General features: G+C 43.8%; 13 protein-coding genes. 12 read left to right on the forward strand and 1 reads right to left on the reverse strand.

Annotated features, from left to right (window positions below):
• The first annotated feature begins 235 nt into the window (after nt 1-235).
• The 6 genes from L8S15_RS12730 to L8S15_RS12755 all read left to right on the forward strand — a co-directional run bounded on the left by L8S15_RS12730 (nt 236) and on the right by L8S15_RS12755 (nt 7026).
• Nucleotides 236-1624, forward strand: a complete 1389-nt coding sequence (locus tag L8S15_RS12730) for a di-heme oxidoredictase family protein (protein ID WP_016788536.1) — start codon at nt 236-238, stop codon at nt 1622-1624.
• Between the two features lie 141 nt (nt 1625-1765).
• The gene (locus L8S15_RS12735) at nt 1766-2827 is read left to right on the forward strand and encodes an imelysin family protein (protein WP_010438154.1); all 1062 of its coding nucleotides are present in this window, start codon (nt 1766-1768) and stop codon (nt 2825-2827) included.
• Nucleotides 2817-3905, forward strand: coding sequence for a DUF1513 domain-containing protein (locus tag L8S15_RS12740; RefSeq protein ID WP_102397332.1), 1089 nt, complete (start codon nt 2817-2819; stop codon nt 3903-3905). Before L8S15_RS12735 ends, L8S15_RS12740 begins: the two co-directional genes overlap by 11 nt.
• Nucleotides 3906-3986: 81 nt before the next feature.
• Nucleotides 3987-5525, forward strand: coding sequence for a L,D-transpeptidase family protein (locus tag L8S15_RS12745; protein ID WP_016783886.1), 1539 nt, complete (start codon nt 3987-3989; stop codon nt 5523-5525).
• A gap of 199 nt (nt 5526-5724) precedes the next feature.
• Nucleotides 5725-6273, forward strand: a complete 549-nt coding sequence (locus L8S15_RS12750) for a YcbK family protein (RefSeq protein ID WP_010438161.1) — start codon at nt 5725-5727, stop codon at nt 6271-6273.
• Between the two features lie 99 nt (nt 6274-6372).
• Nucleotides 6373-7026, forward strand: a complete 654-nt coding sequence (locus L8S15_RS12755) for an MBL fold metallo-hydrolase (RefSeq protein WP_010438163.1) — start codon at nt 6373-6375, stop codon at nt 7024-7026.
• A 123-nt stretch (nt 7027-7149) separates the two neighbouring features.
• Here the strand turns inward: L8S15_RS12755 and L8S15_RS12760 are convergent, their stop codons facing one another.
• A complete protein-coding gene (locus L8S15_RS12760) occupies nt 7150-7950 on the reverse strand; it encodes a DUF2982 domain-containing protein (protein ID WP_010438164.1) in 801 nt (266 codons plus the stop codon).
• A 220-nt stretch (nt 7951-8170) separates the two neighbouring features.
• Here L8S15_RS12760 and L8S15_RS12765 point away from each other — a divergent pair, with 220 nt between their 5' ends.
• From L8S15_RS12765 to L8S15_RS12790, 6 genes are all read left to right on the forward strand, one after another.
• On the forward strand, nt 8171-8563 hold the full coding sequence (locus L8S15_RS12765; RefSeq protein ID WP_004733388.1) for a hypothetical protein: 393 nt from the start codon (nt 8171-8173) through the stop codon (nt 8561-8563).
• Between the two features lie 516 nt (nt 8564-9079).
• Complete coding sequence (locus tag L8S15_RS12770) at nt 9080-10174, forward strand: TRAP transporter substrate-binding protein (RefSeq protein WP_010438168.1); 1095 nt, start codon at nt 9080-9082, stop codon at nt 10172-10174.
• Nucleotides 10175-10395: 221 nt separating this feature from the next.
• Nucleotides 10396-10938, forward strand: coding sequence for a TRAP transporter small permease subunit (locus L8S15_RS12775; protein ID WP_010438170.1), 543 nt, complete (start codon nt 10396-10398; stop codon nt 10936-10938).
• A gap of 11 nt (nt 10939-10949) precedes the next feature.
• Nucleotides 10950-12233 carry a TRAP transporter large permease subunit gene (locus L8S15_RS12780; RefSeq protein ID WP_010438172.1) on the forward strand — a complete coding sequence of 428 codons (1284 nt, stop codon included), beginning with the start codon at nt 10950-10952 and terminating at the stop codon, nt 12231-12233.
• Between the two features lie 104 nt (nt 12234-12337).
• Entirely contained in the window at nt 12338-13693 is a 1356-nt protein-coding gene (locus L8S15_RS12785; RefSeq protein WP_010438173.1) for a cache domain-containing protein, read from the forward strand.
• On the forward strand, nt 13686-14324 hold the full coding sequence (locus tag L8S15_RS12790; protein WP_016769284.1) for a response regulator transcription factor: 639 nt from the start codon (nt 13686-13688) through the stop codon (nt 14322-14324). Before L8S15_RS12785 ends, L8S15_RS12790 begins: the two co-directional genes overlap by 8 nt.
• Nucleotides 14325-14348: the final 24 nt, after the last annotated feature.

The following is a 14348-nucleotide window of genomic DNA, read 5'->3' on the forward strand; positions in this document are numbered from 1 at the left end:
GGTCAGCCTAGCTAGTTAAAACGCTCGATAACGGCGTTGTAATTTTTGATTGTAGAATAACTACTTATCAGAAAATCACGCCTTGTTCTCAAGCCTTTTTCCTACGCTATTTCTGATCACTTACTGTGATTGGTATAGAACCAATGTAGGGGCTCTCATTGAGCCCTTAATTGTTTGCTACTCAAGAAAGTTATTCCCTAATAAAAACTAAAATCAAAACACAGCAAGGCAATGTATGAAGTCGTATCTATCAGCCTCACTATTAACCGCACTGTTTTTCTTATCTCCATTACACGCCCATGAAACCTACTCTGGTGGTAAAACTACCGTAAAGAAAGAGGGAGCGAATGCTTTTTCTCTTCCTGCTGCCAATTTACCAATGAGTAAACGCTTAGATTTCAGTGTAGGTAATAGCTTCTTTAGAAACCCTTGGGTACCCGCTCCGTCATCGACCGATGCACGAGATGGCCTTGGCCCACTATTTAACACAAACGGCTGTCAAAATTGTCACATCAAAGATGGCCGTGGTCATGCACCTGAAAAAGGTGATGAGAACGCGGTTTCGATGTTAGTTCGCTTGAGTATTCCCGCTGAAACACCAGAGCAAAGACAAGCCTTTATTCGTGATGGTGGTATTCCTGAACCGACCTACGGCGGCCAGCTGCAAGATTTCGCTCTTCAAGGGGTAAAACCGGAGGGCAAAGTAAACATTAGCTACAAGGATGTTCCTGTTGAATTCAAAGACGGCACCGTCGTTACCCTACGTAAACCTACTTTAAAGATTACGGATCTTGCCTTCGGCGAGATGCATCCTAAAACTGAATTTTCTGCTCGAGTTGCGCCGCCAATGATTGGCCTTGGTCTGCTTGAGAGCATTTCAAAAGAAACGATTCTTGGATTTTCTGAGCAGCAATTAGCTGATAAGCAAGGCGTGTCGGGTAAGGCTAACTACGTTCTGGATGTTCAAACCAACGAAATAACCTTAGGTCGTTTTGGTTGGAAAGCAGGACAGCCAAATCTGATGCAACAAAATGCTGCGGCATTCAATGGTGATTTGGGCTTAACGAGCCGCCTGTTCCCTAATGAGAACTGCACATCAGTACAATCAACTTGTGATGATTTTCCAAATGGGGGGGATCCAGAAGTTAGCGATAACATTCTAGATTTTGTTGAGTTTTACTCACAGCATTTGGCTGTACCTATTCGCCGTAACGTTGGGAACCCTATGGTTGTTCAAGGTAAAAAACTGTTTAAAGATATTGGTTGCCAAAGTTGCCACCAATCTGAAATTCGTACGGGTGAGCGTGAAGGTTTGCCTGCGTTATCTAATCAGTTAATTAGTCCATACACCGATATGCTGCTGCACGATATGGGTGAAGGCTTAGCGGATCATCGCCCTGAGTATTTAGCAAGCGGCCAAGAGTGGCGTACAACACCATTGTGGGGGCTCGGTTATACCAAAGAAGTGAATGGTCACACCTTCTTACTTCATGACGGTCGTGCAAGAAACGTTATGGAAGCGGTGCTTTGGCACGGTGGTGAAGCAGAGATGGCGAAACAGAAGGTTCTGTCTTTGAATGCGACTGAGCGCGAAGCACTACTGGCATTTTTGAACTCGCTATAGGCAATCTTAAGCTTAGCGCCTCAACGGCGAGTTAGCCAAAAACATACTACCGCTGAACTTGTAGTAATACGAGCTCAGCGGTCGTTTCATATTTATTGAATTCATATAATTAAAAGAAAAACTAGGAAGTAAGGTAACAGCATGACACATAAATTTTTGTTAATGCCTTTGTCGGTATTAATCATGGCAGGCTGCCAATCATCGGGTGAGCAAACGGCTTCATCTGAGGTTAACGGTGTTTCTTATCAAGCAGACATGACCGCTCACATCAGTCGTAGCGTGTACCAACAAGAGTTTGATTCAGCCGTCCTATTCGCTAGGCAAGCCAGTGAACTGGAAGTCTTGATGCAAGGTTACTGTGAAACCAACAATGTTGAGCTGGATGCTTTGAAAAATCAGTGGCAACTCACGATGAACAGCTGGATGGCACTGCAAGGTCAAGAAAGAGGCCCAATAGCGGCACTGGAAGAGAGCTGGAATGTTCAGTTTTGGCCAGACAAAAAGAACACCACAGGCTTAAAAATGCGTCAGCTGACTCAGCAAGAGAAAGCTTGGTCACAAGACGAAATCGCACAGCAGAGTGTTACTGTTCAAGGACTTGGTGCCTTAGAGTGGTCTCTGTATGATGAGCAATCTCCACTGCTTCAAGACAAAGCTTCAGGTTGTCTATCTTCACAAGCTATCGCACAAAACTTGGCTGTGAAGTCTACCTCTATTGCTGAGGCCTGGCAGGTTAACCCTTGGCTAGCACTGGACGAGATGCGCTGGGAGTCGGAATACATCGCTTTATTGACCAACCAACTTGATTACAGCATGAAAAAGCTGAGTCGCCCAATGGCTAAGATTGGCCACCCGCGACCATATTTCTCTGAGTCGTGGCGCGCACAAACCTCAATGATTCAGCTAAAGGCGAATGTTGCTGCGCTTGAGAAGCTTTACCTCGCAGATGGTAATGGTCTTGATGGTTTATTGAGAGAGAAGGGCTTAAACGATCTTGCTGATCGTGTTGCTGCCCAGTTCACGCTAACGCTAGATACTTGGCCTACAGAATCAAGCCTGTTTACTCTGCTACAGAGCAAAGAAGGTTACCGAGAAGTACTGACTCAATACAATAAACTAGAACGTTTGAAGTACCTGATTCATGAAGAAGTGGCGATAGAGCTTGGCGTGGTAATAGGATTTAATGCTACCGATGGTGACTGATACTACACGAAGAAGTTTACTTAAGGCTGCACTAGGTTGTGCAGCGGTTCCTGTATTTCCATTTGGGTGTACTAGTCTCTCTAATGTCGTGAGTTCATCTAATGAGCCTCAATTAATCGGTTGTGCGCTTAATGGACGAGGCCAATATTCAGCCGTTGTGGCTGATGAATATGGGATGCCATTGAGTCAGCTGCCGATTCCCGATCGTGGTCATGGCGTCGCTATTTGCCCAACTCAATCACATGCGGTGGTTTTTGCTCGTCGTCCTGGTGATTATTTTATGGTGTTTGACTATAAAAAGGGTGAACAAATCAAAATGGTCGTTAAGGGGCGTAATCGTCACTTTTATGGTCATGGCATTTATTCATTAGATGGCAAATTACTGTATGCCACTGAAGGTAAAACTGACAGCAGCCAAGGTGTGATTGGCGTTTACGATGTTGCGCAAGGGTATCGTAAAGTTGAAGAATTTACCGGTTTTGGCATTGGACCTCATGAAGTCATCATCATGCCTGACGGTAACCTCGCAATCGGTGTTGGTGGCGTTCATACTGACGGTAGAACACCGAAAAACCTTGATTCGATGCAACCGAGTTTGAGCTATGTTTCACCTGAAGGCGTGCTACTTGAGCAGGTTGAATTGCTGGACAAGAAGCTGAGCATTCGACACTTAGCGCATGATGGCGCTGAAACCGTACTATGTGGCCAGCAATATCGTGGCGAGCCCGATGAGTATCCTTCACTTTTAGCGATGCACACTAAAGGTAGACGATTTGAATCACTGAACGCGGAGCCAGAACAATGGGCAAGGTTCAATCACTACATCGCGAGTATTGCGGCGTCAGATGATTGGATTATTGCGACCTCGCCAAGAGGAAACTGCTACGGTATTTGGTCTAAAGACACTAAAGAACTCGTAGAACTATCTGCTTTATCAGATGCTTCTGGCGCTGTGCTGCTTGATGGTGAGTTTAGATTGAGCTCTGGAGCGGGTAGTGTGGTGAGCCAACGAAAGCCTTATGAAAAATCAATTCAGCAATCATCTATTCAGTGGGATAATCACTGGAGTGCAATTTGATTTATAAAACGCCTTAAAAAATAACATGCTTACTCCAATTTCTTTGCCATACTTATGAGATTGTTGGTGATGGAGTTAAGCATGTTAGCGAAGTACTTCTTTGGATTATTGGTGTTAGTCTCTGTGCATGCGTGGAGCTATACGAGTTCTGACGAGAGCGGATTTATTCCGGCTGATTCAGAACTCTCTTTCATGCTCATTTATCCAGAGCTAACCCAGAGTATTTATCAAGACTCTTCTCTTCCTATTCTTTGGGACTCTCCTGAACTTGTTAAAGCATTTGAGTTCCAATTGTCGCTTCTAGAACAAGCCCAAATGGCACCGCTCTTTGAGCGTCAACTCAAGCAAATTCGTCAATACCAAGCCCAACGCCAATGGAAAGAGTTGGACATATTATTGACCGATACCTTTATTTATTACTTGAGTTACGTAGAAAATGCGCCACTGGTCGGTAAAGAGTGGTACTTCTCAGGCAAGCTACACTCCAAATTACCTGCACCTTCTCCTCATATTTTGATGAGATTAAAGAGCAGCGTCGCCAATGATTATTTATTGGAGATGGTGCTGTCTTACGCGCCGCCTGTTGGGAATTTTGATCAATTCAAGGCGACCTATTCAGTGTTAGAAACTGCATCCGAGCTTAATATCGAGCGATATAGACAGGAAGGTTTGAAACGTTTAGGTGACGATCTTTCAGATAAAGTAGCGCTTGTAGAACGTATCGCTCTGGTGGGTGTAGACACATCAATGGTGGCTGTTGATCTTCCAGTGTTCGATCGAGATTTGCAAAAAGCGATTAAGTCCTTTCAACACATGCATGGCCTGACAGCTGATGGGATTATAGGGCCTGACACGATCAAATGGATCAACATGAGTTTTGATGATCGATTGAATTCATTAGCGTTGAATGCAGAGCGCGTTCGTTTGTGGCCAAGAGATAGAGATTCTCTCATCGTCGTCAATGTACCTAGTTTTGATATGAAGTACTGGGAAGATGGTGAAGAGGTATTTGAGTCCAAAGTCGTCGTGGGCAGAAAGTCGCGAAAAACACCGCTTTTAGAGATAAATCTAGATTCGGTGATCTTAAACCCAACTTGGAATGTGCCATGGAAAATAATGGTGAAAGACATCTTGCCTAAGGTGAAAGCCGATGAAAGCTACCTTGAAACCCATAACTTCCAGGTGATTGATGGTTGGCGTTCTATGGAAACTGTCGATACCACCGAGATTGATTGGCAAACCATTAATTTCAACTCGTTCCCATATCGCATGCGTCAACAGGCGGGCTCTCGAAATGCATTGGGTTTGTATAAATTCAACACCCCCAATAAACGTGCGATATATCTGCATGATACGCCAAGTAAAGGCCTGTTTAATGATGACTTTCGTGCTTATAGCTCAGGTTGTATAAGAGTCGAACATGCCGAACAATTGGCTGAATTGCTATTTGCGACTAAGGTTAGAAAGGTTCCTAATCAAGGCGGTGACTTAGCACCTAATACCAAGGTTCGACTCAAGAAGAGAATTCCAGTGCATATTATCTATCAAACTGTATTGTTTGAAGAAGAGGGCATTCAGTACCGTGGTGATATTTACCAGTACGATAAAGCGGGTGGTTAACAAACGGCGAAATCAACAATGGTGATCTTGACCGAAAAATGACAACCAAGCTTCTATTGATAAAATTATAATGTGTATCAATAACTAACCGCACAAAGGTTACAAATACTAACGTTTTGGGTGCTTTTCGTACGTTGACGCAGCAATTTTCATTATGTATCGTGCATTTTTCGTTCGATATAATTGGTTTTTTAGCTGTATGTCTCAAAGTTTATTTTCTCGCCGTCAGTTTTTGACTTACGCTGGTGGTACTGCTGTTGTCGCCTCAATCACACCTTCTATCGCTTTTGCTTCATACCCAGATCAGCCTAGAACGATCAGCATGAACAATCTTCACACTGGTGAAAGGTTGGAGACCTGCTATTTCGATGGCACGAACTATGTTGGTGATGAGATGGCTCGCCTAAGCAAATTGTGCCGTGACTTCCGCCGCAATGAGATTCACCCGATGGACAAGAATTTGTTTGACCAGATCACTCAGATTCAAAATGTTCTAGGTATTCAAAAAGAAGTTCAAATTATCTCTGGTTACCGTTCGCCGGCGACCAATGAAGCACTGCGAGCAAACTCGAATGGTGTCGCAAAAAAGAGTTATCACATGTTGGGTAAAGCGATCGATTTCCGTATTGATGGCGTTAACCTAAAAGAATTAAGAGACGTAGCCAAAAGCCTGAACGCGGGTGGTGTCGGTTATTATGCGCGTAGCAACTTTATCCATATTGACACAGGTCCTGTACGCAGTTGGTAACGTTAAGCTGAATTTGCGAGCGAATGCTAGGTACTTGTCAAAGTAGACATCCAATGTCATAGTTTGCCCAAATTTCAGTTTGCCCTCTAAGGTTTGTATATGTCTCTTAAGTATCAAGTTGTTCCTGTTACCTCTTTCTCTCAAAACTGCTCAATTGTGTGGTGTGATGAGACAATGGAAGGCATCGTTGTCGATCCGGGTGGTGATGTTCAGCAACTGGCTGCTATCATCGAAGAGTTAGGTGTTAAAGTGGTGAACTTGGTATTGACTCACGGTCACCTAGACCATGTAGGTGGAACAGTACCACTTGCTGAAATCTTGAAGGTGAACATTGTTGGTCCACATAAGGCGGACAACTTTTGGCTTCAAGGTTTAGAGAACCAAAGTCAAATGTTTGGTTTCCCACTGTGCAAAGCTTTTGAACCAAACACATGGTTAGAAGAGGGTGACAAAGTCACTTTTGGTAACCAAGTGATTGATGTGATCCATACGCCGGGTCATACACCGGGTCACGTCGTGCTATTCAGTGAGCAAGCTCGTTTAGCGTTTGTGGGTGATGTATTGTTCAATGGCGCAATTGGCCGAACTGACTTCCCTCAAGGCGATTTCAATACGCTGATTGCTTCAATCAAGACTAAGCTTTGGCCATTAGGCAGTGATGTGACATTTGTACCGGGTCATGGTCCTGAGTCTACATTTGGTCGTGAGCGCGCATCAAACCCATTCGTAGCCGATGAAATGCCACTATATTAATTAAGTCTGTGATTAGCACGCCGATCATTCGTGTTGCGGTTGATTGAAATGAAGCTTAGCTTTTGTTTGAACGCTAAGCTTTTTTAATTCAATGCGTGTTCGTTTATTCTAAACGTCTTCGCTTTAATCAGAAAAGCGCTCAGCAGCAGCCAAGTAACGTCGAGCTAATCCAATGAACTCTTCCCCACTCATATTCAAATCTTGAGTTGATATGAAAATATCATAACCGTGGAAACCCCTTTGGTACTTCATCCTATTGGCAAGCATCGCCTGTAATCCAGAATAGTCCTTAATCACCGTTTCTTTATTATTTCTATCATCAGATGTATCCAAGTTGCCCTGCTTTTGACTATCGTTGAAACAAACGTCGTCTGAATTTTGCGACTCTTTATGTCTGCTCTGTCCAACACAACCGTTCTCAGTACGACGTGCATGGTAATGCGATGAGTCGAGAACCATATCTTCAAAGTTTGACTCTTTACCCGCTTGCTTGGCGCCCAGATACAAAAGTGCTCGCTGGCTCAGTAATAACTCGCAAGTGATTTTAGGGCAAATTGAATCGAGGTAGGGCGAGTAATCTTTAATTTTAATACCGACCCAAGGTAAAGGTTGGTGCCAGCCTTCTTGTTCATAAGTACAAAGGCCAATTTTTTGGATGTTGCGCCATTTTAAAACCCAACCCCCTTTGTAGAAATGCTGCTGAAAGTGAGTGGGGGTGAGCGTGAACATGACTCTGCTGCGCAACATTAAATAATAGCCCGTACCCAAAAGCGCAATAATGCAAAATGCCCCCACGATCAGTAGCTTTGGGTTGTCGCTGTATAACGCAGTGATCAAGCAAACGAACCCCAAAATGACGGCGATAATTCGATACGAGCGTGTGAATGAAGGCAAAGAGAAGTTTGTAAGGTGACGAGTGTCCATAGGCAACACCAAGTTTTCATATTTTTGTCTGGATGGATAACCAGTGTATATGACCCTGAATTGATAAGTCGATGTTTAAATAATAGACGCTAATAGACAATATCGGTATTTTTCGTCGACTTTCGGCGCTTCACTCTACAAATAGCTCCTGTTTTTTGGTATAAATCGCGCTTCAAATTTTCACCACTGCGAAAAGAGCAGTGAACTGGAGAAATATTCAATGAGACTTGCTCATAAGCGTAAGGTGCAGGCTAAACTGCAGAAACGCACTAAAGCGGCTGTAGTTAAAGCAGTGGCAACGCCGAAAAAAGCGAAGCCTGTCGCAGAGAAAGTTGTAGCAGAAAAAACTGTAGCAGCAAAACCAGCGGTAGAGAAAGCAGTAGCAGCAACGAAAGAAGTTGCAGTAGCACTGACTCCTAAGCAACAACAAGTTCTAGACATCGTTGTTAGCAATGCTGAAGGCATTAACCCTAAAGGTATCGGCCTAGCAGCTGGTCAAGAAGACGCGAAAGCAGCTTCATGGGCAACAGGCGCATTGAAAAAACTTCTTGAAGAAAACCTAGTAGCGAAAGAGCAGCTAGCAGGTAACAAGGTTATCTACAAAGCTATCTAATCCTGTGGGATTACATTCGCTTCGTTAAGTTTTTAAGCCTCGATTTTCGAGGCTTTTTTTGTATCTAGCAAATAATGCCAACCCCAGTTTTGCCACTTCATTTCCAATCTATTGTCCTGCGAAAGCGATTCCCTTGCCTGGCACTCTTGCTCCTAATCAGCAAGCCCCAAAGTAGGGCGTCCATAGTGATAGATCGCTAGTTGATATCACCAGAATGTAGCAAGGAATAGAGTCTCATCACGAAATGGGAATCAATTGTTAATTTCGATTCACTATAACTACTTAGGTATTTATCAATACCTGTTTCTATAGTGAATAACCTAACTCCTTTAAAGTAGGTGATATTGAATTATCTCCTACGTAGTTATACGTAATCCTTTGGTCTAATACGTACATTTAAACCAACCGTTCGTGCGTGCTCTCCCTGATATCTTGTTGCTTCATCACGGTGCACTCTTATGTTGAATCATAAAAAATGCTCAATGAAAGAGTGTTAACCCAACAAAGGACGTGAACATGAGTCTCATCTCTAACTCCCTCACACGAGTTTTTAAAAACGTTGCGGTAACTGCAGCGGCTTGTTTAGCTTTAGTCGCTACTGGTGCAACAGCTGCTGATAAGGTTTACCGTTTAAAGCTTGCCGAAACGTGGGGACCAAACTTCCCTGTTTTTGGTGATGCTACTAAGAATATGGCTGCTATGGCTGAGAAAATGTCGAATGGTCGACTGCAAATCCGCATCGATTCAGCCAATAAACATAAAGCTCCGCTTGGCGTATTTGACATGGTTAAGTCTGGTCAATACGACATGGGTCACTCAGGCTCTTATTACTGGAAAGGTAAAGTTCCAAACACACTTTACTTCACTTCTATGCCTTTCGGTATGACGCCAGCAGAACAGTACGCATGGTTCTATCACGGTGGTGGTATGGAGTTGATGGAGCAGGTTTACTCTCCACACAACTTGATGTCGTTCCCAGGTGGTAACACTGATATTCAGATGGGCGGTTGGTTTCAAAAAGAAATCAATAGTGTTGAAGACCTACAAGGCTTGAAAATGAGAATCCCAGGCTTCGCTGGTGAGATTCTTGCTGAGCTAGGCGCAAAACCAACAAACATTGCACCGGGTGAGCTTTACACGTCTCTAGAGCGACGCACAATTGATGCACTAGAGTGGGTGGGTCCATCACTTGATTTACGTATGGGTTTCCACAAAATTGCGCCTTATTACTACACAGGTTGGCATGAGCCAGGTTCAGAGCTTCAATTCCTAGTGAACAAGCGCACATGGAACAAGTTGCCTGAAGATCTACAAGAAATCCTTAGAGTTGCAATGCGTACTGCTGCTTATGACATGTACACACAAGCAACGCATGAAAGTGGCAAGAACTGGGTTTCAATGAAGACAGAATTCCCAGACGTACAAGTTAAAGATTTCCCACCAGAGGTTATGGCTGCATTGAAAGAAGCAAATGATCGCCTATTAGCTAAGCATGCTGAGAAAGATGAATTAGCAAAAGAGATCCAAGCTTCACAAGCAAGCTACCTAGAACAAGTTCGTTCATGGACGGATATTTCACACAGAGCTTATTTAAATAGCCAAGCGAAATAGTCGACATTTGTTGAACTAAAGATAAATGAACCCAAAGCTTTTTTTACTAGGTAACTGAGAGTGAGTAAGCGGCGGGTTCATTCAAATCATAATAATTAAGCAGGATAAATCCTGTATACGATCCCAAGAACCCTTTCTATGTCGTGAATCTGGTTAGCGCTACTCGTTTTAGCTGCACTAACTCAATACGCGATGTCTTTTCAAATTCCATGGAGTCGGGAATGCGAAGTCTAATTTATATTGAACGCCTGTTTAATCGTATCGGTGATGCACTGGGATGGCTTTCCAGTATGTTGTTTATTTTACTTATCGCTAACGTCGTGTATGACGTTGTCATGAGATATGCCTTCAACGATGTCTCAATCGCCTTTCAAGAGATGGAATGGCACCTTTTCTCAGCCGTATTTCTGTTAGGTGTTCCTTATGCCATCAAAGCGGGTGGGCATGTTCGAGTTGATGTGTTTTACGAGCAGCTGAGTTTTAAAGCTCAAGCCATTATTGATTTGCTTGGCACGGTTGTCTTCCTGCTTCCGTTTTGTTTGTTGGTGGCTTGGTTTGGTATCGATGTTGCTAAAGAGAGTTATGAGTTGGGTGAGACCTCAGGCGATCCCGGTGGTTTGCCTTATCGTTGGATCATCAAAGCTATGATCCCGCTGTCATTCTTCTTAATGGCGCTCAGTGGCGTGGGTTTGATCCTGCATTCACTGAACAAGATTTTTAATCCGCACCTTATCCACGCAAATAATATTCATACAAAGAATTAGTAGAGGCTGACATGATTGGAATAGTAATGTTTTTTGTCGCCTTGTTTGCACTTTTACTTGGCTTCCCAGTAGCGTTTACCTTTGGCGGTATCGCATTAATCTTTGGTGTTTGGGCTGAGGGCATTGAGATGTTTGCCTTCATGCCATATCGAATTCAATCGATCATGGAAAATACGGTGCTGATGGCCGTTCCATTGTTTGTTTTCATGGGGCTTGTTCTACAGAAGACCAAGCTTGCTGAGCAGTTGCTTGAGTCTATGGGCAGATTGTTTGGTGGGGTTCGTGGTGGTATCGCAATTTCGACGGTATTAGTAGGATCATTGCTTGCCGCTTCAACCGGTGTAGTTGGTGCTTCTGTGGTAGCGATGGGCCTGATTTCTCTGCCAGTAATGTTGAAATACAACTATGATAAAGGCTTAGCCTGCGGCACCATTTGTGCTTCTGGTACGCTTGGGCAAATCATTCCACCATCGATAGTTCTCATTCTATTGGGTGATGTGCTAGGTGTGCCAGTTGGTGACTTGTTCCAAGCGGCGATTTGGCCGGGCGTGATGTTAGTCGGTGCTTATATCGTGTACATATTGATATACGCGAAGCTAAACCCTGAAGCAGCTCAACCGATTGAACGTGATGACTCAATTAGTCGTAAGCAAGAAGTCATCAATGCTCTGAAAGCTATCGTACCGCCACTTGCGCTGATCATTGTCGTATTGGGCTCTATCTTCGCCGGTGTTGCTACGCCGACAGAGTCTGCTGCATTAGGTGGTGCGGGTGCTATGGTACTTGCTTTGCTATACGGTCAGTTTAGTTGGTCGATGGTGTATGACGCATCTAAAGAGACGGTAAAAGTAACGGCAATGGTCTTTGCTATCTTACTTGGTGCAACCGCGTTCTCAATGGCGTTCACTTACACTGGCGGTGATTATCTGGTTGAAGAGTGGATGTTACAGCTACCGGGTGAGAAGTGGGGCTTCTTGATTATCACCATGTTGGTTATTTTGATCCTCGGCTTCTTTATCGACTTCGTTGAGATCTGTTTTATCATCGTACCGATTATTGCACCTGTCGCTGAGTTGATGGGCATAAACATGACTTGGTTTGCTATCCTTATCGCGATGAACCTACAAACCTCATTCCTAACACCACCATTTGGTTTTAGTTTGTTCTATCTAAAAGGGGTGGCACCAAAAGGCGTAACCACTAAGGATATTTACCGAGGTGTAATGCCGTTCATTCTGATTCAAATCCTCGTGCTTGGATCACTTCTCGCTTTCCCATCTTTCTATGGAATGTGAGTGAAGCCAAGAATGTGAATGATATGTTTCAACGGTTAACGATAAATTGCTAAAATAAGACGGCTTATTGGTGTTCAATAAGCCGTTTTTTGTGAGGAAAAGGAATGCCTCTAAAGGCTAAGCTGATTTTGCTGACGCTGCTCCCGTTGTTGCTTGTGACGGCGAGTATTAGTTGGATCTCGTTGCATCAAACCAAGACATTGGGTGCAAAAGAAGTGGAGATCTTCAGAGACAGCCTGATCAAGTCTCGTGAAAATGCCCTCAAAGACACTGTCGACCTCGCATTTGATGCCATCGAACATATCTACAATGATCCTGATATCCAAGAAGCCCAAGCTAAAAGAGAAGTTCGAATCATATTGTCTAAACTTAGGTATGGTTCAGATGGATACTTCTTCGCGTACGACCGTCACGGCACCAACCTCGTTCATCCAATACAACCTGAATTGATTGGAAAAAACCTACTTGAGTTACAAGATGAAGATGGCGACTTTCTTATCGAAGCACTGTTAAGGCAAGCGCAAACCGGAGGCGGATTTCATCAGTATTTGTGGCAAAAGCCATCGACGGGAGAAGTGGTATCTAAGTTAAGTTATGCGGCTTGGTTAGAACGTTGGGACTGGATGATTGGCACGGGTCTGTATATTGAAGATGTACACCAAGAAGTCGCTTCCATGCAGGCTGCGATTAACAAGAATATAGAGACCACGTTCTTTTCGATTGTGGTGATTCTTAGCGTGACAGTTGCGGTCATTATCGTGCTTACTTTGGCGATCAACATGCACGAGCATCGCATCGCCGATAATAACCTGAAGGAATTGGCCCACAAGACGGTGATGTTTCAAGAGGATGAAAAAAAGCATTTAGCGCGTGAGTTACATGATGGCATTAACCAGTTATTAGTATCGAGCCGTTGTCACTTAGAGTTGCTCGGAAACAAGTTACAAAGTGAAGACCTCAAAGCGCATCTAGATAAGTCACAGCATTCGCTGATGAGAGCGATTGAAGAGGTGAGGCATATCTCCCACCAACTTCGTCCAAGTTCATTGGATGATATTGGCTTAGAGGCAGCGTTGTCTTCTCTATTATTAGACTTTCAGGCGCACTCTGGTATTGAGGTGGAAACCTTGTTTAGTACGCAGCCAGGTCAGTTGAAATCAGAGGCGGCGACGACCTTGTATCGAGTGGTTCAAGAGTCATTGAATAACATTGAAAAGCACGCACAAGCGACTAAAGTTACGGTTATCGCGCAGCAAATTGGCAATGTATTGCAGCTTTTAATCCAAGATAATGGTGTGGGTTTTAATACCTACAAAGCGATGGAGAAACGAGGGATTGGGCTGCGTAATATGAGAGAGCGAGTTGAATTCATTGGTGGTGATTTTGAGCTGATGAGTGAAATTGGCTTCGGAACGGAAATTACCGTGTTGCTGACACTAGAGGGATTAATGAATGAGTGAAGTTATTCGAGTTGTGATCGCTGATGATCATCAAGTGGTACTGGATGGCTTTATGGCGAGATTGGAACTCGAGCCGGATATTAGCGTGATAGGTACTGCCAGCAATGGCTTAGAGGCGGTAGAGGTAGTAAAAACTCTGCGACCTGATGTGGTGTTGATGGACATTAGCATGCCTATCATGAACGGCATTGACGCAACCCATCTAATTAAAGAAGAAGACCCTGATGCGAAGGTGCTAATGTTGACCATGCATAACAACCGTGAATACATTATGAAAGTGATGCAGTCGGGTGCTGTTGGTTATATGTTGAAAGAGATTTCTGCTGAAAAGATGGTACAGGCGATCAAAACCGTGAATCAAGGTTCGACCTACTTCTGTGAAAAGGTAACTCAGAATTTGTTCACACAGCCTATTACTCCCACGCCATCCATCAAGAATCCGTTAAGTAGACGTGAAGAAGCAGTGTTGAAATTGGTCGCAAAAGGGGAGAGCAGTAAAGAGGTAGCTAAGGCGCTGAACATCAGTTATCGAACGGTTGAAACGCATAGACAAAACATTAAGCACAAGTTGGATATTCACTCTACGGCAGAGCTAGCTAAATATGCTGTTAATTCTGGGCTTGTGGAGTGATCTTACGCTAAATTACATTAAATG

The organism is Vibrio sp. S/42/10 (genome assembly GCF_029890535.1).
GTDB lineage: Bacteria > Pseudomonadota > Gammaproteobacteria > Enterobacterales > Vibrionaceae > Vibrio > Vibrio cyclitrophicus.